This is a genomic window from Thalassotalea mangrovi, assembly GCF_005116735.1.
GTDB lineage: Bacteria > Pseudomonadota > Gammaproteobacteria > Enterobacterales > Alteromonadaceae > Thalassotalea_A > Thalassotalea_A mangrovi.
On sequence record NZ_SWDB01000040.1, the window covers coordinates 23,644 to 44,014 of the forward strand.

Here is a 20,371-nt window from a genome sequence, read left to right on the forward strand (position 1 = left end):
ATCGGAATGCTGAAATTTCGGGACACCTACATAATTTCAGCATAATTTCAGGACACCCACGATTTACAGAGATTTTTAGTGCGCCTGTCTAGGGTTAACTTCGCAGGTGTCCTAAAAATCACAAAAGTAATCATTAGTTGGGTGTCCCGGTTTATCACTGTCATCGTTCCGGGATATTTTTGCTTGCCCTAGAAAAAAGCCTCTAACCGCAAAAGCTGTTAGAGGCTTACGAAGAGGAGAAGGAGAGCAATCAGAGTTAATCTTCACTCAGCTCAAAATGTAACTGGTAACTGTGGCTTTGTTCGGATTGAATAATATCTAAGGTACCGCTAATCCCGACCAAGTCGCCATGACCTGAACCTTCGATAATTTGAATGTGAAGCTGCTGAGAATCTGCTGACATCAATCCTTGGTGTAGCAATGTAAAGCCACCAGACTTGCCATTTAGCTCACCATTGAACTCTTCAATTGCAGCATAAGCGGCGTGGCCATCCGGGGTACGTTTACTTATCATCTGGCCGATACCTGAGCCACTCAAGTCTCCCAGATACGTTTTATCGATTATAATGCGCCCAACAGGCGCGAATGCATCATTTTGCGGATCCAGATTTATATCGAATGTACCTGACGCTTTCATCACATTGCCTTATTCTTCACAAAGTTTCTTTTGAATATCTTCGATGCTGTCCTCTTCAACGGCCATGCCTTCTTTATCCTGTTGGATAATTCGTAAAATTCGCGCCAGATATTCCGAAGTTTCGATACTGCGCTTTTCCACTTCCGATGTACTTGGCTGGTAACTATCCAGCTCATCGGCCCCAAGAATGCCTTTCTCAACCAAAATAGCTTCCAGGCTAGCGGCTCGCTCTCTCACCACATTCAGCTCCATTGCCAGCGCCATTGTAATCGACATGACCTGCTCAGTTTGTTTATCGGCAAGAAAATACGGACGTTGTCCTTTGGCTTTGGTACCCGCCAGCTTTAATTTATCAATAGTCATTATGATGCCTTTTTCCACATCCCAAATGCATTCCACACTGGTGCTCGGCCGTAATCTTCGCCGCTGTCACCCGCCTCGCGCCTACCAAAAATCTTTTCATCCACTAAGGAGACTACACCAGTCTGGAATAAGTCATCCGCGCTAAAACCGGCATTTACCACCACCTGATTCAAATCAGCATCATGCATTGGTCCCCAGTAGGGCTCATTATTAAAATACGTATCCCAATCGCGGATAAATTGCTCATAAATACTCATGCCCTGATACTGCGGTTGCTCAAGATGCAGGGTTAATCCGCCTGGGCTTAACAATCGGTGAATAGTTTTCATAATTGCCGGCATCGCTTTGTGAGACGTTTCATGCCAGAACATAGACGTAGTAATAAGATCAAATGACTCGTCGGCAAATTGCGATAAATCCTCGCCGTTCGCCTGCATAAAAGTAATGTTATCAACACCAAGCGCTTTCGCCCGGGCGTGGCCATAACGAAGACATGGCCTTGCGACATCGATAGCGATAACCTCGGCATCAGGAAACGCTTGAGCTAATGGCACAGCGTTGTGGCCTATGGTACAGCCGATATCTAAAATACGTTTCGGGTTAAAATCCGGGTACTCGGCAGAAAGAAAGTTACCAACGCCTTTACCGCCGCCATCATTGAGAGCGCCCAGTAAACCAGCGGTAGTTACGAACAAACCCAAATCATAGCTGGCCGCAACCGTAACATCGTTTTCAAAGTATTCGGTGTAATAACATCCGGGCTGGCAGTGAATATCCACTGAGCTTACATATTCCGGGATCTGAATCGATTCATCGAGCATTAGCGTTTCGGCATCACGATTATAGGTTTCAACTTTCTCAACGATTTCATCTACCTGACGCAACACTTGCGATCGCCCCAATTGCTGGCGCATCTCCATGGTATTGCGACGCAGCGCACTCCACATCTGAAAATAGCCGTTATCGAGCATCGCCTGGCGAACCTGATGACGATCTTTGGGTTGCTCTCCCGTTTCTTCAATAATTTTGGGTAACACATCCTGCTCGTAAGCCGTTTTTACGCCTGGCAGGATCTGAGCACTTAAATGTACATTCAAATGAGTAAGAAAGTTAAGGCGCGAGACTTCATCATGACTGGCTTTGGCCAGTAAATCGTGTTGTTCTATGCTTTGCCAGGATGGTAACGGCTTAGTCATGATTCAATCCTCCCTCAATAAATTGATAATCAACCAACTCGTAATGGGTTTGCATATAGCCATCAACACCTGCCTTTAAAAACAAATAGTTGTCATCGGCCGTACACCAAAGATTATAAGGCGGATGTTCCTCCGGCAAATTTCCGGCAGTATCGACAACCTGAAAATGACGGGCCTGAAACGTTCCCGCTTTGACGGTGATTTCCTCTTCACCGACATAGCGAATACCAAAGCCAGTTTTAAATAATAATGGTCCGGTAGCACCGCGGTGATCCGGCGACGTTAAAAACAGATCAGGGAAGAAAGTTTTTCCGGGTCCCTGGCTTAAGTCGTAGATGCGCATGAGTAAGGCATCACCAACAATTGGGTGAGCCTGTAACCATTTCACCGGTGTGTCGACATCAATTTTTTGGCTGATGCGGCCATCACGTTGATTATGGCTTTCGCACTCAACATAACCTTTAGCGAACCGCATCCAACCGCTACCTTCATAACGGTCACCCACGCTCAAGCGAACACTGCAATCGATAGGGCTGGCGTCACTATTCATCGCCAATATCACATCACGAATGACATTGGGTTCATCGTCTATTTCACAATGAGCATGTAAAACTTTGACGTTATCGCTTTGGGTAGTGATAGTGAAATATTCCCTACCACGCTCTTTTCCGAAGCGTTCTGGCTTCTTACTGGTGTATTCGATAGTACCGCGAAGGGTTGTATGTTTCATTGATTATTCCATTTGATAAGCGGGCGATTTGTTCATCTGCGCCAGCCTGCAATCTATCTCTGCCTCAATAATGGCTGCAGATACCGTCCTTATCGATGATCTTTGTCAATTAACAATATTTCATCGATCGTAGCCCAGTTAAGAAAATGGCGTGTTAGTTGTTTGAGTTAATGATTTTCCAAATCCCCGTGCCGGTCATCACCTGCCGTTTTGTGAACAGCTGACCTTCGGCGAATATTACTGAGCGGGTTTTGCGCACTACTCTTCCCTGTCCGAAGAGAATTTCTCCGGCCTTCGCAGCAGCGACAAAGTTACTGTTTATATTAATGGTGGCAAAGCGAATATCGTGACCCATTTCATCGCCGATTGCCCGATAGATACAATAATCAAGAAAACTGAGCAATACACCACCGTGAACAACCCCCTCAGGGTTTAAATGACGCTCATCCAGTGGTAACGCCCTGGTAAACGAGTCTGTTTCGACATTTTGTTTTTGGTAAAATGGACCAATGTGCCCGGAAAAGCCATCTGTATGCCCCGCGAGTGAATACTGTTTATGAAAATCATCCATATTGGTATGCATTTTCGAGCGAAGCTTGGCAACCATAGTCCCTCCTAATTAAAGTCCACTTGTCGATTATTTTTAAACGCTAAACTTGCCTGGATAAAGTCACGTCCCGTAAAAGCCTGATCAAACAGTTGACGGATCTCAGATTCACTGGCTATTGTCCGGCCACAGAGAAACCCCAGGGTGAGTTTCATTCCCTCTATCGATGTCCGGCTTGCAGCGCATAACTGCATCACCAGAGCATCAACCCTGGGTGTTAACTGTTCGCCAGTAACGCATTCGGTCAACAATCCCCACCGCATGGCGGTTGAACAATCAATGGACTTACCGGTAAAAAGTAACTCACGAGCTTTGGCGCTGCCCAAGGCGTCCACCAATCTGCGGGTGTCCTCTAATGAATACAGCAGCCCTAGTTTGGCGGGTGTAATAGCAAAGCACGCATCCGATGCCGCAATCCGAAAATCACAGGCTAACGCAATTCCCATACCGCCGCCGACACAGTGGCCATTAATTGCGGCAATAGTCGGGCAGGACAATTGCTCGATTGCCAGTTGTGCTCGTTGCACTACCTCATTGTTGATTTGCATCCACTCACTGTCATCGATATGTGCTTGCAACTCTTTGATATCAGCGCCACTACAAAACGCTAGGTCGCCCACAGCACTGACAACAGCTACTCTTGGTTTTATCTCCTGCTGTAGTTGCAGGCAATACTCCTCAAATTGACCCCACATGGCCTGGTTCATGGCATTATGTTTATCCGCCCTATCGATAATCATATGCGCAATCGTCTGCTCTCCCAGCTTGCTAAGCTCTAATCTTACCTTTGACATTTATCATTAAGTCCTTGAGTTTTTCACGCTAAAGTGATGACTGTTTCGCTGCGCACTATTTGTTCGATTCATATCATTAAACCATGATAAATTGTTCAAGTACACGTTGATATTTTGCCCATTTGCGATAAAGCAAAACATGATAACAATGACCATTACAGGTGATAAATGGCTGAAAATAAAGGCAACTTTGAGTCTTCCAATAAAACTCAAATCGACCGGCCGCAAACCCTTGCACAAAAAATAATAGCCAATGCCAGTGGTAAGAAATATGTAACGCCCGGGGAAATTGTTACCTGTCAGCTGGACCTGGTTTTAATGCATGACTCTTCTGGCCCTCGCCGGGTAAAGTCTCGTCTGGAGGAACTTGGCGCGACAATTTTTGATCCCCAAAAAGTCGTGCTGGTAAGCGATCATTTCGTTCCCGCAACCGATCCGGAAAGCGCAGAGATACTGGCGCTGACCAGACGTTGGGCAGATGAAAATCAAATTGCCCATTTTTACGATATGCAGGGTATTTGCCACGTGATGTTACCCCAGCAGGGGCATTTGAAACCGGGCATGTTTTTGGTCGGAGGCGATTCTCATTCGCCAACGGGCGGAGCATTTGGCACCTTTATGGTAGGTATCGGCGCAACGGAAATGACCGGCGTCCTGGCTACCGGAGAAATTTGGATAAAAGTGCCGGAAACCATCCGTGTTAATTGGGATGGCGAATTACCAAAAGGCTGCAGCGCGAAAGATATCATGCTGTTTTTATGTAAAAAGCTGGGCATGAATAACAACTATAAAGTGATTGAATATGCAGGAAGTACGATTGCCAATATGTCGATGTATGAGCGTATGGTGCTTTGCAATATGTCCGCAGAACTCGGCGCGAAAACAGGTATTATTGCGGCCGATGAGAAAACCCTTACCTGGATAAAAGATACCGGTCAGGACGTGGCTAAAGACGCGTTAAACTGGCAAAGCGACGAAGATGCTAACTATGCTAGGGTCTATCACTTTGATGCTAATGAACTCATCCCTCAGGTGGCAGCGCCTCACTCGCCGGAAAATACACATCCGGCTAATAGCTTTGAGCAGGTAACCATTCATCAGGCATATATTGGTGCCTGTACCGGTGCAAAACTGTCCGACTTACATATGGCTGCCGAAATATTGAAAGGAAAAAAAGTCGCTCCAGGTACGCGTTTATTGATTGCCCCGGCATCGGCAAAAACCACAGAATGGGCAGCGAAAGATGGCACCCTGTCCATTTTGACCGAAGCGGGCGCCATTATTTTACCGACCGGTTGTGGAGCATGTGCCGGAATGGGCGCAGGCGCGATTGCCAATGGTGAAAACTGTATATCCTCCACTTCCAGAAACTTTAAAGGCCGTATGGGATCACCGGATTCCAATGTCTATCTCGGCTCACCATACACCGTTGCAGCGAGCGCCATTGCCGGTGTAATCGCAGATCCCAGAGACTACTTATAAGGAAATATTATGGACAACCCGTTGACCGGTAGTGCCTGGGTTTATGGCGATAACATTGATACCGATTTATTAGCTCCTGGCGCATACATGAAAGCAAACCTGAATGAATTGGCCAGCCATTGCCTGGAAGCCATTGACCGGGAATTTGCATCACACGTAAAAGCTGGCGATATCGTAATTGGCGGTGATGCTTTTGGTATTGGCTCTTCGCGAGAGCAAGCCGCACAAGCTTTGGTCGAGCTCGGTGTTGCTGCTGTTGTTGCAAAATCTTTCGCCCGAATTTTTTATCGTAACGCACTAAATTTAGGATTACCGGTTTTGGTCTGTCCGCAATTAGAGGACATCGAGAAAGGCGACAACATCAGTGTCGACCCGGTGGCCGGCAAAGTGATGAATCATAGTAAGGGTCAAAGTTTTGATTGTGAGCCCATTCCGCCTGAGCTAATGACCATAGTCAACGCTGGTGGATTAATGTCGTATTTGAAAGATAAATTCTCAAGAGAGAGCCGGTAACCAATTTAGGACACCCAGAATTTTCATCAATCTTCAAAAAATAAGATTTTGGGACACCCGCAATATACGAGTTGCTGGCTTTGGGACAGTTAAAAATAGATCGCTTACTTTGGGACACCCCTAAATTAATGGGAATTAACATGCACGCACAAAGCCTTCGGCAATTAATAGCAAAACCAGAAATCCTCGTTGCACCAGGAGGATACGACGCGCTAAGTGCGGTGCTGATAGAGCAAGCCCAGTTCGATGCTATGTATTTGTCGGGCGCTTCAATAGCTTACACACGATTTGGACGCCCTGATATTGGATTGGTTTCCATGAATGAAGTGGCAGATGTGATTTCGCAAATCCGTGAACGAACCGAGTTACCTTTAATAGTCGATGCTGATACTGGTTTTGGCAACGCCATAAATGTGCAGCGCACCGTGCGATTGTTTGAACGCTGCGGAGCATCGGCTATTCAGATCGAAGATCAGCAAATGCCAAAGCGCTGTGGGCACCTCAAAGGTAAAACCTTAGTTAGTAAGGATGATATGGTCGGTAAAATTCAATCTGCCATTGACGCCCGGATGAATGAGCAAACCATGATAGTTGCTCGCACCGATGCAATCGCAGTGGAAGGGTTTGATTCTGCGATAGAGCGAGCCGTGGCTTATTACCAGGCCGGTGCAGATATGCTCTTCATCGAGGCTCCTGAAAGCCATCAACAAATGTTAGCGATGAATGAACTTTTTAGCGGCAAAATTCCGCTGCTCGCCAACATGGTCGAAGGCGGTTCAACTCCCATAGAATCAGCTACCTACCTTAAGAACATGGGCTACTCATTAGTATTATTCCCCGGAGCTCTGGTTAGAGCTCACGCCTTTATGGCCCAGGAGTTTTTATCTTCACTTAAACAAAGTGGCAACACCAAACCTTTTCAATCCAAAATGCTAAACCTTACTCAACTTAACGAATTGTTAGGTACAGATGACATACTGGCAAACGGCCGTAAATATCAGGGCAGATAAATTGACATTAGATACCCAGCATAAACGACAACTTGGCCCAGTGCTTGGGGCGACGTTGGTTTGCAACAATCTTGATGAAGTGGTTCAAGCTTATTGCCAACAGTTACATTTTTCAGTTGTCGCTGATTCATTTGTTAAAGAGAGCGAATCAAATTTTTGGGGTGTCCCGAAATTATTAGGTGCGAGAATCGTCATCTTGGCAGCAAGTAATAAAGACGCGTGGTTACGGGTTATTGAAGATGTTGACGCCAAACCGGAAAACTCTTTGCTTACCCATGGTTGGATGGCGATGGAAGTAAATGTCGGAGACGTTGACGCCGTCGCTCAAGGATTAGGCGCAGAGTTTACCGTAGTTGGGCCACCTGCTTTCTTGCAAATGAGTGATGCTATCAAAGCGATGCAGGTTGTTGGTCCTGCCGGTGAGCTAAGTTATTTAACCCAAATACTAAAACCTGTACCGCCTTTTGAGTTGCCAATGACACAGAAAAAATCAGGTTCGTTGTTTATCCCTGTTCTATCAACACCAGATCGTGCTGCAACACTAGACTTTTACGAAAGCCTTCACCATGCCGACAAGGGGTTACAATTCTCGACAAAAGTTACGGTTTTGAACAAAGCCTGGGGGTTAGACATTGAAAATCAATTTGATATTGCAACCCTGCAACTGGCTGGAAATACGTTATTTGAAATAGACGAGGTACCGCATGCAGAGCCTCGTACAGTACCTGGTGAATCGCTTCCGGCGGGGATATCCATCATCACAATAAAGGTTGAAGATATCGATCGTATGTCTGCATTGACCCAAAAAAAACCTTGCGAGATTGATAGTCCATATTTGGGTGATTGTCGTGCCATATTGTTAAGGGGCCCCTCGGGGGAATTTCTTGAATGTGTGGGCAAGTAGCAAAGCAGCTTTTAGTGTTTATACAAATTACTCCCTCCATGCTTTTTGCACCATTTCCGCCCTGTCAGCAAAGCCCACTTTCTTAATCTATCACTAGATCCTGCCGCTAACCTGAAATGGTAATTAAACTTGTGGATTAATTGTTGCCAGTAATTTTCATCAATCTGAAAGCGCATAAATATTGGCTGAATATGCTTTGGAATTTCGCCAGTTTTATCGTCACGCTTTGAACATGCACTCCAGTCTACCAATTCAATATAATCCAACAGATTAAACGGTAGCCCTTTTTGTTCTTTTGAGCTTGTACGGTAATTTGCAAAGGGACTTAATTCATTTGGCTGCTGTCGGTGCGCAACTTCACTATCAATGACATTATCTTCCACAAACCGGGTATTGCGTGCTAGAGCTTTAATTCTGCGTTGAATTGAAGTGAAATCTGAGTTTTCCGGAGTTGTCGAAATGCCCGCCCTAATAGGGTTTAGGTCTACATATGTCATGCAAGTCAGTAATGCGGCTTCATCAAGCAAAGCCTGGGATTTATAGCGACCTTCCCAAAACCTGCCTGTACATTCGTCTTCTTGATTTGCCCGGATTGCTATATATTGATTCAGGCACTGCATATACCAACCCAAATCATAAAGCCTTTTTCGCCATTCTTTGATGACTTCTGCAACAAAAGAATCCGGTTCTAACTGATTTACTGGGGTGTTTAACCAATCACGAACAAGAGAATGCCCTCGAAACAGGCGCATCCATCGTATTGCAACGTCACGATCGGATAAATTCTGTGCTCGGTTTCTATCGATGTGCAATACCAAGTGATAGTGATTGCTCATGATCGCGTATGCACAAATATCAATGCAAAATATCGTAGAGAGCTGAAAAATTTTATCGACTAACCATTGCTTGCGGTGGTTAAAGTCCTTCTTTGTCAGCTCATCCAGACCGCACAAATAAGCCCTGCGCACGCATCGACTAATCACATGATAGTAGGGTGTGGCACCCAGATTTACTATATCCTTTCGCGCTTGTGTCATCAATTCAACTTAGTAATGAATTACATGGTTTAATTTTAGCGGCCGGATTTAAGGTCATTATTTGCAAAGGTTATTTTTAGTGAGTATCCACAATTGAAAAGTCGCAATGCCTTGCAATTTGATTTAAAAGTTGCGCGCGATTTAACCAGATTTTTTGTACGGCATCAACACTGCAAAAATATCCGGGTGTCCCAAAATTTTGGCTAGGAAACCAAAGCGGTTTAAAACCGAAAATTTAATAGCAAAAAGCCTTTAAAACGGAAAATATTAGGGTGAGCGAATCCTCGGTTTCTACTTCATGGATTTGTCTTTGTAACGGGCATTAAATTCGTCGCTATGCTCACCAACACCTGGAGGGGCGAGGTTATATTCAATCTTAGATTTGGAAAACTTTACTGGGTTACCAACCTGTGGGATCGTCCCGTATATAGGGTGTTCCAGCTCAAATTGGATATGACGATGCTTCAGTTGAGGGTTGTCAAAAACCTTATCCAAGGTATTAATTGGGCCGCATGGAACATGGGCGGCCGAAAGATGTTCTAGCCAAAATTCCAGGGGCTGGTTTAAAAGACGATTTTCGAGAAAATTGATCAATATGTCACGATGCTCAACCCTGTCAGCATTGGTCATAAAACGAGGGTCACTCGGTAATTCAGGACACCCCAAAATATCGCAACACGCTCGAAATTGTTTATCATTACCGACAGCCAATAGCATGTGTCCATTTTGAACTTTCATCGCTTGATATGGAACGATATTTGGATGTGCAGTTCCTAATCGCGAAGGCACTTCTCCGGAGACCAAATAGTTACTTGCCTGGTTTGCTAACCACGAAACCTGGGTGTCCAGTAACGCCAAATCGATGTGTTGACCTTCACCGGTTTTATCGCGATGATGCAACGCCGCTAATATGCCGGATACGGCATACATACCTGTCATTAAATCAGCAACCGCGACACCAACTTTTTGCGGGCCACCGCCTGGTAAATCATCCCGTTCACCAGTCAGGCTCATCAACCCCCCCATACCCTGAATCATGGCATCATAGCCAGCACGATTGGCATACGGACCTGATTGCCCAAATCCTGTTATCGAACAATATATCAAGCGAGGGTTCACAGTTTGCAAAGAAGCGTAATCTAAACCGTACTTTTCAAGGCCACCGACTTTATAGTTTTCAACCACAATATCCGCTTCTTTAGCCATCTCGCGCAACATACTTTGCCCTTCGTCAGAGGTAATATCTACACAGATAGATTTTTTCCCACGATTGGCACTGAGATAATAGGCTGACATCCCAGCTTCTTTACCCGAATCACCATTTAGATACGGGGGTCCCCAATGACGGGTATCGTCACCTGCACCAGGTCGCTCAATCTTCCAGACATCTGCACCATAATCGGCCAAAACCTGAGTTGCCCAGGGTCCCGCCAGTATCCGGCTTAAATCAAGTACTTTAACTCCCGTCAATGGTCCAGCCATAACTTCCCCTATCTGCTCGACAGCATCTCAGTAATCGAAGATGGTAAATAATATTTAAAGCCACTTTGCTGTTGCCATTGAATCGCAAGATTTAACAACTCGTAGTCGTGGTCTTGTTTGCCGATAAGTTGCATACCACAAGGCAAACTGTCCGTTAACATCGGCAGAGATACAGCCGGCAGCCCTGCGTGGTTGGCCAAACTGGTGAAATCCGCTTGATTAACCGGAACAGACTCATTCATCGCAAAGGCCCTTTGAGGAGTCGTAGGCATCAGCAAATAATCGCCTTGGTTAAAAAGCATTCGGGTATATGGAATGGCATTATTCGTCGTTTGTTCGGCTTTTATCACATCCATAGGAGTCTTACTGTCGATAAATCCGAGAAGTGACGTCAAATAAGGTGAAAACAATTCGGGCGTTTGTTCCCATGCCTGTTGGTGTGTGCATCGCATTTCCGCTTCACATAAAATCAGACCATGGCGGCGAACGGCGGAAAAATCATAATCACTAATATCAACATGTCGAATCGTGCAGCCCATATCAACAAACACATCAATATTGCGATTAAAGTCAGATAAAACACCGTCTTCAACACCCAAGTTCTCAAGACTTTCTGGAACCAGCAGCACTGGCATAGTGTCTTGAGGTGAAGATTTAAACTGAATATTTCTTGAATCCGCTGCCTTGTTATCGAAGCCCTGCATTAGGTTAAATGCCAATAACAGATCTTCGGCGCTTCTTGCCAAAGGACCAATATTATCTAGTGAAGTCGCGCACGGTACACTGCCGCGGTTACTCACCGCGCCTCGGCTTGGTTTAAAACCAAAAACACCACAATAAGATGCGGGAATGCGCACTGAGCCCATGGTATCGGTGCCAAGCGCGATGCTACAAAGACCCGCAGCGACAGCAGCCGCGCTGCCACCAGAAGATCCGCCCGGAGTTAAATCTAATTGCCAGGGGTTATAACAATTGCCGTAATGGGAGTTGTGATTAGACGCCCCTAACGCCCCCTCATGCATATTGAGTTTTGCATTTAATGTAGCACCGGACGCCCGCAACCTGGAGACACAAAACGAATCTGAAATCGCTTGATTATCGCGAAGATATTCAAGACCCGCAGTAGTATTAAATCCGGCTACATCGATATTTTCTTTTACCCCTATTGATATGCCAGCTAACGGTTTTTGTTCATCATCGACGAATTTATCATTTGCATACTGGGTAACAGCGTTGATTGCCGGATTTAGTTTTTCAAAGGCAAATTGTTGGATGTCCCCTAATTCACGAGCACTCAATTTGCCTGACTTGATCAACGATATTTGCTCACTGGCGCTTAGAGCCAACAATTCCTGTTCCGCGAACATAGGCGGGTGCTCCTCTGTTGTTCCTGGCGGCTAGTCAAAACGTTTATCGATTAAACGAATCGGTTTTTGACGAATGTCTACCTGAGTAAACGGAGTTAGCTCACCTTCGCCAACCAATTCTACTGCTACGGCAATTCCAATTTTTCGTTTTAAAATCGCTTCATAATACGAAATCAGGCTATCACGGCTCGCTGCAATGGTAGAAACTTCGGCTTTCACTAACATCTCATCACGACCACTGTCATCACGATTAGCTTCGCAAATAAATTCTCCAAGAAACTCAGGCCGTTCTGCTAAAATTGGGCCAATGCCTTGTGGATATATATTTATACCACGCAACTTCACCATGTTGTCACTGCGCCCCATAAACCCTCTAATGCGTTTGAACGGTAAATCCAGCTCAGCTTCATTGGTCAGTGTCTGGGTAATATCATGAGTGTTGAAACGAATAATTGGATAAACATCATCTTTGAAAAGACAGGTAACGACCATATTTCCTGTCCCACCTTCCGGCACTGGCTGGTTGCTATCGGCATCAAGAATTTCTAGATAATGCGCATCTTCCCAGACATACATACCGTTATGGTCCGGGCCTTCAGCCGCAATAGTGCCGGTATCTCCGACCCCATACCAATCAAAAAGTTCGGCGTTGCCCCAGGCTTTGGTGATCGATTCACGGGATTCCATGCCAAAGTGCCCAATAATCATATCAATATTGATATCTTTACCCGGTTCAATCCCCTCTTCCCTGGCAACATCGGCGAGACGCTTGATGTAATCGACAAAACCTACGAGCACGTTGACACCAAAGGTTTTCATCAGGCTAACCTGTTGTGAGGATCGCGTTTCGACACCTGTACCCGCACTTAGAAACATCGAATTGGTGTAGTGAGTTACCGCTTCACGAATATAATGACCGCCATTTATCATTCCGTGTCCATAACAGGATTGAATTGTCGATGCAGGTTTTAGCCCCATAAACCGATACGAGCGAGCAACCAGCAAAGATTGTACTTCGCGGCTTTTCGGTCCAAACAATAATGGCTGAGGGGTGCCTGTTGTCCCACTGGTGGTGTGAAAAACAATAGGAGGACGTTGGTCTTTAGGAAGGTTATCCAAACCATGGAAATCGCCGATTGGAGGGAAGTTTTCAACGCTTTCCATGATGTCAGACTTTGAGATAAGTGGCAGCTTTTCAATATCATCTAGCGAGCGAATATCATCCGGCGTAACCCCGGCATTTCCCCAGATGCGTTGGTAAAACGGTATTTGCCAGGCACGGTCGACAACCTGCATAAATCGTTGGTTTTGAAGCACGTGCAACACATCACGGCTCATCCCCTGGAATCGACTTAGCATGTCATCGCCTAGCGGATAATCAGTAAGCATCTGCTGGTAATCGAAAGCTTCGAAATAGGTTGGAAAACTCGACATATTAATCCCCAGAACCTGACCGCGACGACGGCATCATCATTTGAACTAAATCGTTAATATTGTTGATTGCTGGTAGTTCGTCTATGCGATTTATCAATTTATCAATTTCATCATCTTTCATTGGAATATGCGCACTGTGGCAAGCCGCTCTGAATTTCTGAAGTTGAGCTGCTTTGGATAATGGACGATGTGGGTGTCCCAAAATAGCTGGCAGTGAATGTGAGAAGGTTTGGCCATCTGATAATTGCACCGTAACCGATATTGGCGCCAAAGCATTGGGATCAATAATATCGTTTACTTGCGTTTGAAATTTCGCACCCAATCGCAGGCGGTTCGGGTCGTGCAGACAGGTTTTCGCAAAATCATCGACATCGACAGAGCCTTTTAAAAGCGCTGTTGCTCCGATATATCCGATGCAAAGTTTTGCGTAACTGACATCCATGCCTTCTTTTATCGGGCGAGCGACCAGACGATAAATTAACGGCGTCACTTCCACCGTAACTTGTTCTATCTGATCAGGGGTAAATTCATAATCCGTTTGTAACACCTGAAGCGCATCGACGACGCCATGCCCTGCCCGGCCAGTAGGAAACGGCTTATGGCTGATTTGTTCTATTTGATACTGATAACCTAGCTTTTGATAAAACTGGGTTAAATCGAACCCATCTTCAAATAAAGTGAAATAGCCAAATGGACCTTCAAGTATGTCTTTCGGACCACTGAATCCTTGCCTGGCAAGATCAGCGGCCTGTATCGCATTTTTAGCATTAAAAGCGATTTGCATCGCCAGCATGGGAGAGCCTTCCAGATGAGATTGCATGGTGCCACTAATTTGGCTGTAAGCTATCCCTAAAGCATTTGCCAGTTTACTACCGGTGATTCCCAGCATCGCGCAAATACCTGCGGTCGCGCCTAAACAGCCACATACTGAAGGGCGAAAGAATTTTAATCCCGAAGTTGCCGATGCGCCGATTAAGGTTGCCACATCAACGGCGACAACCACACCAAGTATGAGCTTTTGCCCGCTCACATTATGTTGCTGCCCATACGCCATCAAAGCCGATAATATGGTAGCCATGGGGTGGACAACGGCCTCTTCATGAACACAATCCCATTCCTGATTGTGAATTTGATAGCCATTAATCGTCGCCGCCGAACTTGCAGGCAGCCATTCACCAGTAGCCCAGACCTGAGCCTGCTTCCCTGCTCCCCAATTATTGACCGCCGCCTTAACCAAAGGCAAATTTTCATGCCTGGAGCCGCTGATGCCTACGCCTATAGAATCGAGAATAAAGGTTTTCGCGGCGACAATTACGCTTTGGGGAAGATTCTCATAACGTTGAGATTCGATATAACTGAGCAGAGTTTGCATCGCATTGCGCTCATCACTAGCCGTTGTTGAATGCGAATTCGACTCAACCATTGTAACCACCTTCTCTGATTACATCCTGTCTCGCTGTGCCAAAATGTTGGGTAAGGTTGGTTAAATCTTTTTTCTTTGTCCAATCCAATTCAAGTAGTGCCTGACTATCAGCTTGTGCAAGGCCAGCAGCGTCAAATAGCATGCGAGCTTTATGTGTCAGCTGATTCTCACTCATTGGACATTCCGGGTCGCCGAGAGTATCGATTCTTTCAACAGAAAAGCTTTGTCCGTCAATCATTGTAATGGTGCAAGTAGCTCCGTAATGCTTGGGGTATCGATTTTCTATTTCGGTACTGACATAGACATTCACCTTTTGTCTAAATTCGACAAGTAACGGGTTGGTGAAACTATCTTGTTGATAGTGTTTGAGCCTTGGCTCGCCCTTGATAATCAACGCTGAAATTGCATGTTGAATGGAAAACTTAGCATGATTCTCACTGTTTACTTGGAGCCTATCACAAAACGTAACAGCATCCTGGTAAGTAAAGATATCGATAGCAGCAATATCGTCTGCCGTAATTGCAGCAGAGTTTTGCGGTCGTCGCTTGTTGTTAGCAAATTCTAGGGTATGTAACAGCGCGTCCATTGCTGGATGGGCATGTCGGCACGCTGGCCAGGGCTTGAAACTGCAATCATAAATTAGCCAGTCGGGAGCTTTAGCAATAAACGCCCCGGGGGTTGCGTCATCTGACAAGGCCGCGAAAACCCCCTGAGGTCCTTCAAGAATCTGTGTGGGTCCGGTTAACCCGGTTTTAGCAAGCCATGCGGCCAAAGCACCGCTTTTTGCTGCCTCGCTGTTGTGCCATTGCTTGGTCATTACGCTCTCATGGCGCATTTGCCAAAGGCCACCAGTGCGGCTTCCGGTATTACCCAATGCGCTTACGGTTTGCTCAACAGAGAGTTTCAGCAAGGTTGCGCATGCCATCGCTGCGCCTATGGCTGCGCAACTTGAAGTGTTATGAAAGTATCGATAGTGACTTCGACCAATCGCCTGCCCCAGACGAATCGTGACTTCATAACCATGGATAATGGCGTCAAGTAATGTTGGTATATCTGCGTCGACCTGCTCAGCCATTGCTAATGCAGCCGGAATAACAACCGGGCCTGGGTGAAGAATCGAGCGACGATGAATATCATCCATTTCAAGAATATTGCCAAGCGCTGCATTACAGGCGATCACATCTGGCCAATATCGTTGCTTGCCATCAATGGTTGTCGCTTTGCCCGGTGGAGCTTGCTCTGCATATGATAGGTATATTCTCCCCACCTCTGAATCCATACCCGCGGTTGCGCAGGCGAGCCAATCCAGCACGTGCTGCGCCGAGCGCTGTCTGTCGTGAGCATTGACTGGCTTTTGCCTTATATCAATAACCAGCTGCTGGGTCAGAGAAGAATCCATAAATCCATGTTATAAAGTTAAAATAAATTTGTCCGGATAAATTTCCTTGGATTAAAATATCCTGTAATTCATCCAATAAGCAAGAGTCAAACTCACAGAAACGCGCGAAAATGACGAATATCAATTCAAGTAAACCCAAATACCTGCAAATTGCTGAGCAGTTGATTGAGCAAATCCAGACTCGGGTTTATCCCATCGGCAGCTTGCTACCGACGGAGAAAGAGTTGTGTAATGAATATCAAATTTCCAGGCATACAGCCCGTGAGGCTTTGCGTCATATCGTGCAATTAGGGCTGGTAGAGCGACGCCAAGGCTCCGGCACTCGGGTTAAGCGAGAAGCGCTGCCTTCTGCGACCAACCCCTATATCAACTCTGTCGATGATCTTTTAACGTTCGGGAACAGTACACGTTTTGAAATTTATCAGGCAAAAGTGCTGCCACTCACTAAAGACATCGCTGAGCAATTGCAACTGCCACAACCAGGTAAATATCTTGATATCAGTGGTGTGAGATTTGAAGCAAAGAGCAGATTACCACTGTGTTATTGTCGGCTATATATGCGTATTGATGAAACCCGCTCCAACCAGGAAATCACTAAGGATAATGCCATTTACGCTTTAATTAATGCGATAAATAGCGAACCCATTCATTCCGTTGCACAACAGGTGAGTGCCTGCCTGATGGACAATGATGTGTCAGAATTACTTGATAGTAATACCAGTACGCCAGCAATGAACATTACCCGTCGCTATCACAGCAATCAGGACAATGGCGTTATGTTAGTCGCGACCAGTATTTATCCAGGCGATCGCTTTACCCTCAATAATGTCTTATACCCCGATAGTCACTCTTAATTTCGATTTTCCGTACTCAAAATATCCGGCAATAACTCGGGGCACTCATTAAATCCAGTAAATACGGGACACCCGAAAGAATGACATAAGGAATACCCGTAAAAATTACCGGAAATGGTGCAAATCATCTAACGGCCTTACAAGCAGGTCCCATATGAAATCCGTATATGCATTAATATCTGGGTGTCCCGAACACTAGGCATGAATACCTGGATGTCCCAATTTGGTTAATTTGATTTAAGTGAAATGGTGGGTGTCCCAAATTAGCGATAGCGGCTAAAAAAAGGTGGGTGTCCGCAAATAGCATTCCAACTAGGCATGAATATCTGAATGTCCCAAATTGGTTAATTTGATTTAAGTGAAATGGTGGGTGTCCCAAATTAGCGATAGCGGCTGAAAAAAGGTGGGTGTCCTCAAATAGCAGAATATGCGTGAAGAATGGGCAGAGAATTGGTTTTGTGTTCTGGAAATTAACTCTGCCCGCGAAATGCGACTCGCAATTATTTGAGCTGCGAGGTGAAGGTGTCGAGGATGTCGCTGGCGGTTGCAAACCATACATCGTCGCGCTCAGCTAGGTGAGCAAGAATTTGTTCAAGTTTGCCGATACGGTGTGGCTGTCCCAACATCCAGGGATGGATTTGCAACGACAGGATTCGGCCGCCTTGAGTCGTAGTTTCACTGGCTAGCATTTCGGTGGCATCGAGGATCTGTTCTACATAACTTTGCTCACTATGCAGATTATTCATCAGGATGAACTGATCGCTAAGTTCTGTGGATAACGGCATTGACCAGATATCACCGCTATCGGTGAAGAATCGATACGGCATATCATCGTTAACCCAATCGCAATGAAAGTCGATACCATTGGCCGCCAGTAACTCTGGAGTGTGCTCACTTTGGTTTTTCGCCGGTGACAACCAACCTCGAATGGCTTCACCAGACAACTCGCGCAAACCATCAACACTTTTAGCGACTAATTCCGCTTCTTGCTGTTTGTCCTGGCCACCGTAATGCAGGCAATCCATATTCCAGCCATGACAAATGAGCTCATGGTCATCGCGACAAATCGCTTCCAGCAAATACGGATTTTGATGGGCAAGCTCGGTATTCACGGCATACGTCGGCTTCACACCATAACGGGAAAACGCTCTTAAAAATCGGTAGATACCGACGCGATTGCCATAATCTCGCAGACTAAAATGGCGCAAATCCGGATACGGCATGGTCATCCCGCCCGGCACTTTAAATGGTACACCTTGTTGGTCCAGCGGGTATAATTGCAATCCAACATTGATCCAAACCGCCAGCTTTTTATCACCGGGCCACTGGATCGCTTGCCGGTCGGTTAACATCGACCAGTCATAGCGCCCATGATCCATGCCATAACTGCGTTCAGGATACTCGAAATAACGTTTATCCAATGCCATGATTGCTACCTCCCCTTAAAGACAACACACGATTTTCGATGTCCTGTTTAGCCTTTTCAAAAAAATGCTCGCGGTAATACTCAGCAATCTCGCGCCCGGTAGTCACCCAAACATCTTCATGGGAGGTGATATAGTCCAATGCTTCTTCAAAAGCCTTTAGTCGATGCGGGCAGCTCACCTGATAATTGTGAGTCGGAATACACATCACCGTGCCGGACTCTTCCCCTTCCTGATACAGGCGGTCAAAGTTATCCTTGAGTATCTGGCCATATTGGCGCGGCGGGATTTTATTCACGACAAAGGCAATGGTATCGTTCATTTCAAGACTATAAGGAATGGACATAAAGCGCTTTCCTGAACGGGTATGTATGGGCGTTGGCTGGTCATCGTGAAATAAATCACAGGTATATATACCGGCATCATCGCCGAATAATTCGGTGCCAACTTCGGCGAATAAATCTATGGTGTGATCCGAGTGCGACAAAGCCGGAGCCAGGTAACCCGCGCATTTTTGACCGGTATGGCGAAATATGGACTCCATTGAGTCGCGGATCATATCGCGTTCCTCGGCTTCACTCATGCCATAGGTATAGCGGGTGTTATAAATCCCGTGGGAAAAGAATTCCCAATCCCGTTCTTTGCATAGCTCAATGATTTGTGGGTGATGATCACAAAGCGCTGTCGATAAAGAGATAGAGCCACGGATATTGTATTTATCCAGTAACTGCATCTGCCGCATATGACCAACTCGGTTGCCATAATCGCGAATGGAATAACCGGGCACCGCAGGAGCAGGCTGCGGCCAGGCTTTTCGATGCGGGTTTTCCGGCGGATTTAATTCATAAAATTCAATATTTGGCGCCACCCAAAACGCTATTTTGGCACCGCCTGGCCAGGTTATCTTGGGCCGGTTTTCATACGGCCAGTAATCGTAATATCCGGGATTCGCTTTCACATTGCTCTCCGTTAACCCTGGCGTTGCAACCAACAAAGTACATCTTCGACATCTTCAACATCGGCGTATTTAAGCAGCAAATCGGTCAGGTTGGCGTAATGGTAACTTTCGTGTTTATCGGCAACGCATTGCTCAGGCACAATGGTGCGATAGCCGCGGGATAAACTATCGACTGCGGTTGCACGAATACAACCTGATGTCGAACCGCCGGTTAAGATCACGGTATCGACCTGATGCCAGACTAACAACGATTGCAACTGAGTTTCAAAAAACGCCGACGGCATTTTTTTCAGGTAAATCACATCCCGCTCACGGTCAATCTGTAACCTGTCGTCAAATTCACTGCGCCGGGAATTAAATTTAATATTCTGCAGTGAATCTTCGGTATCGGTGCGGGTGCCCCATATCCCTGCGTCTTCGCCTGATGCCATGTACGCAACATGGGTCCAGACGACTGGCCAGCCAAGTTTACGGAATTGCTCTGCCAGGGCATTGATATATTCCATCTGCCGTGGATCCGTTTCATAGGCCGTTTTAAACTCATCGGTACAGGTGTAGGCTTTTTGCGGATCGATATTAACCAACACGGCTTTGCGGCCAAAACCAAATTTTTTGCGGTGTGGGTTTGCCTTAACATCGAAATAAATCTGTTTGGCAGTTTTGTCGGTGGTTTCCATATCAGCCTCTTATTGTGATTCGCTAGTCAGCCTTGCATTTAAATGTTTAATTGATATTTGCCATAACACAGACAATTAAA

Annotated in this window: 20 protein-coding genes; 5 read left to right on the forward strand and 15 right to left on the reverse strand. The window is 45.9% G+C overall.

Going from position 1 to position 20,371, the window contains the following annotated elements; genetic code table 11:
• Positions 1 to 256: 256 nt before the first annotated feature.
• The 6 genes from E8M12_RS15485 to E8M12_RS15510 all read right to left on the reverse strand — a co-directional run bounded on the left by E8M12_RS15485 (position 257) and on the right by E8M12_RS15510 (position 4,327).
• Positions 257 to 637 carry a DUF3224 domain-containing protein gene (locus E8M12_RS15485; protein ID WP_136737201.1) on the reverse strand — a complete coding sequence of 127 codons (381 nt, stop codon included), beginning with the start codon at positions 635 to 637 and terminating at the stop codon, positions 257 to 259.
• 9 nt (positions 638 to 646) lie between these two features.
• Positions 647 to 1,000: a hypothetical protein gene (locus tag E8M12_RS15490; protein ID WP_136737177.1), complete on the reverse strand. Its 354-nt coding sequence runs from the start codon at positions 998 to 1,000 to the stop codon at positions 647 to 649.
• Complete coding sequence (locus tag E8M12_RS15495; protein WP_246034189.1) at positions 1,000 to 2,196, reverse strand: class I SAM-dependent methyltransferase; 1,197 nt, start codon at positions 2,194 to 2,196, stop codon at positions 1,000 to 1,002. Before E8M12_RS15495 ends, E8M12_RS15490 begins: the two co-directional genes overlap by 1 nt.
• Positions 2,189 to 2,926 (reverse strand): DUF3108 domain-containing protein, encoded by a 738-nt coding sequence (locus E8M12_RS15500; RefSeq protein ID WP_136737179.1) that lies wholly within the window; start codon positions 2,924 to 2,926, stop codon positions 2,189 to 2,191. Before E8M12_RS15500 ends, E8M12_RS15495 begins: the two co-directional genes overlap by 8 nt.
• Before the next feature lie 154 nt (positions 2,927 to 3,080).
• Positions 3,081 to 3,533, reverse strand: a complete 453-nt coding sequence (locus tag E8M12_RS15505; RefSeq protein ID WP_246034192.1) for a PaaI family thioesterase — start codon at positions 3,531 to 3,533, stop codon at positions 3,081 to 3,083.
• 8 nt (positions 3,534 to 3,541) lie between these two features.
• Positions 3,542 to 4,327: an enoyl-CoA hydratase/isomerase family protein gene (locus E8M12_RS15510; protein WP_136737180.1), complete on the reverse strand. Its 786-nt coding sequence runs from the start codon at positions 4,325 to 4,327 to the stop codon at positions 3,542 to 3,544.
• Positions 4,328 to 4,495: 168 nt separating this feature from the next.
• Between E8M12_RS15510 and E8M12_RS15515 the strand changes: the two genes are divergently transcribed.
• From E8M12_RS15515 to E8M12_RS15530, 4 genes are all read left to right on the forward strand, one after another.
• A complete protein-coding gene (locus E8M12_RS15515) occupies positions 4,496 to 5,809 on the forward strand; it encodes a 3-isopropylmalate dehydratase large subunit (protein WP_136737181.1) in 1,314 nt (437 codons plus the stop codon).
• 9 nt (positions 5,810 to 5,818) lie between these two features.
• A complete protein-coding gene (locus E8M12_RS15520) occupies positions 5,819 to 6,322 on the forward strand; it encodes a LeuD/DmdB family oxidoreductase small subunit (protein WP_136737182.1) in 504 nt (167 codons plus the stop codon).
• A 140-nt stretch (positions 6,323 to 6,462) separates the two neighbouring features.
• Positions 6,463 to 7,332 carry an isocitrate lyase/PEP mutase family protein gene (locus tag E8M12_RS15525; protein ID WP_136737183.1) on the forward strand — a complete coding sequence of 290 codons (870 nt, stop codon included), beginning with the start codon at positions 6,463 to 6,465 and terminating at the stop codon, positions 7,330 to 7,332.
• Positions 7,292 to 8,236, forward strand: a complete 945-nt coding sequence (locus E8M12_RS15530) for a VOC family protein (protein WP_136737184.1) — start codon at positions 7,292 to 7,294, stop codon at positions 8,234 to 8,236. The genes E8M12_RS15525 and E8M12_RS15530 overlap by 41 nt, the downstream gene beginning before the upstream one ends.
• A gap of 11 nt (positions 8,237 to 8,247) precedes the next feature.
• Here E8M12_RS15530 and E8M12_RS15535 read toward each other — a convergent pair whose 3' ends face one another.
• The 6 genes from E8M12_RS15535 to E8M12_RS15560 form a co-directional block, all read right to left on the reverse strand.
• The gene (locus E8M12_RS15535; protein ID WP_136737185.1) at positions 8,248 to 9,273 is read right to left on the reverse strand and encodes a transposase; all 1,026 of its coding nucleotides are present in this window, start codon (positions 9,271 to 9,273) and stop codon (positions 8,248 to 8,250) included.
• Between the two features lie 291 nt (positions 9,274 to 9,564).
• Positions 9,565 to 10,755 carry a CaiB/BaiF CoA transferase family protein gene (locus E8M12_RS15540; protein ID WP_136737186.1) on the reverse strand — a complete coding sequence of 397 codons (1,191 nt, stop codon included), beginning with the start codon at positions 10,753 to 10,755 and terminating at the stop codon, positions 9,565 to 9,567.
• 8 nt (positions 10,756 to 10,763) lie between these two features.
• Entirely contained in the window at positions 10,764 to 12,122 is a 1,359-nt protein-coding gene (locus E8M12_RS15545) for an amidase (protein WP_136737187.1), read from the reverse strand.
• Between the two features lie 30 nt (positions 12,123 to 12,152).
• Positions 12,153 to 13,556: a phenylacetate--CoA ligase family protein gene (locus E8M12_RS15550; RefSeq protein WP_136737188.1), complete on the reverse strand. Its 1,404-nt coding sequence runs from the start codon at positions 13,554 to 13,556 to the stop codon at positions 12,153 to 12,155.
• A 1-nt stretch (position 13,557) separates the two neighbouring features.
• Positions 13,558 to 14,979 carry an MmgE/PrpD family protein gene (locus E8M12_RS15555; protein WP_136737189.1) on the reverse strand — a complete coding sequence of 474 codons (1,422 nt, stop codon included), beginning with the start codon at positions 14,977 to 14,979 and terminating at the stop codon, positions 13,558 to 13,560.
• The gene (locus tag E8M12_RS15560; RefSeq protein ID WP_136737190.1) at positions 14,972 to 16,378 is read right to left on the reverse strand and encodes an MmgE/PrpD family protein; all 1,407 of its coding nucleotides are present in this window, start codon (positions 16,376 to 16,378) and stop codon (positions 14,972 to 14,974) included. Before E8M12_RS15560 ends, E8M12_RS15555 begins: the two co-directional genes overlap by 8 nt.
• A 110-nt stretch (positions 16,379 to 16,488) precedes the next feature.
• On the opposite strand from E8M12_RS15560, the gene E8M12_RS15565 reads away from it, so the two are divergent.
• Entirely contained in the window at positions 16,489 to 17,232 is a 744-nt protein-coding gene (locus E8M12_RS15565; RefSeq protein ID WP_136737191.1) for a GntR family transcriptional regulator, read from the forward strand.
• Positions 17,233 to 17,732: 500 nt separating this feature from the next.
• Here E8M12_RS15565 and E8M12_RS15570 read toward each other — a convergent pair whose 3' ends face one another.
• Genes E8M12_RS15570 through E8M12_RS15580 form a run of 3 tightly spaced genes read right to left on the reverse strand, consistent with a single transcriptional unit; the run spans position 17,733 to position 20,291 of the window.
• A complete protein-coding gene (locus E8M12_RS15570; protein ID WP_136737192.1) occupies positions 17,733 to 18,659 on the reverse strand; it encodes a polysaccharide deacetylase family protein in 927 nt (308 codons plus the stop codon).
• Positions 18,646 to 19,614, reverse strand: coding sequence for a polysaccharide deacetylase family protein (locus E8M12_RS15575; RefSeq protein ID WP_136737193.1), 969 nt, complete (start codon positions 19,612 to 19,614; stop codon positions 18,646 to 18,648). The genes E8M12_RS15570 and E8M12_RS15575 overlap by 14 nt, the downstream gene beginning before the upstream one ends.
• Before the next feature lie 11 nt (positions 19,615 to 19,625).
• Positions 19,626 to 20,291, reverse strand: coding sequence for an isochorismatase family protein (locus E8M12_RS15580; protein ID WP_136737194.1), 666 nt, complete (start codon positions 20,289 to 20,291; stop codon positions 19,626 to 19,628).
• Positions 20,292 to 20,371: the final 80 nt, after the last annotated feature.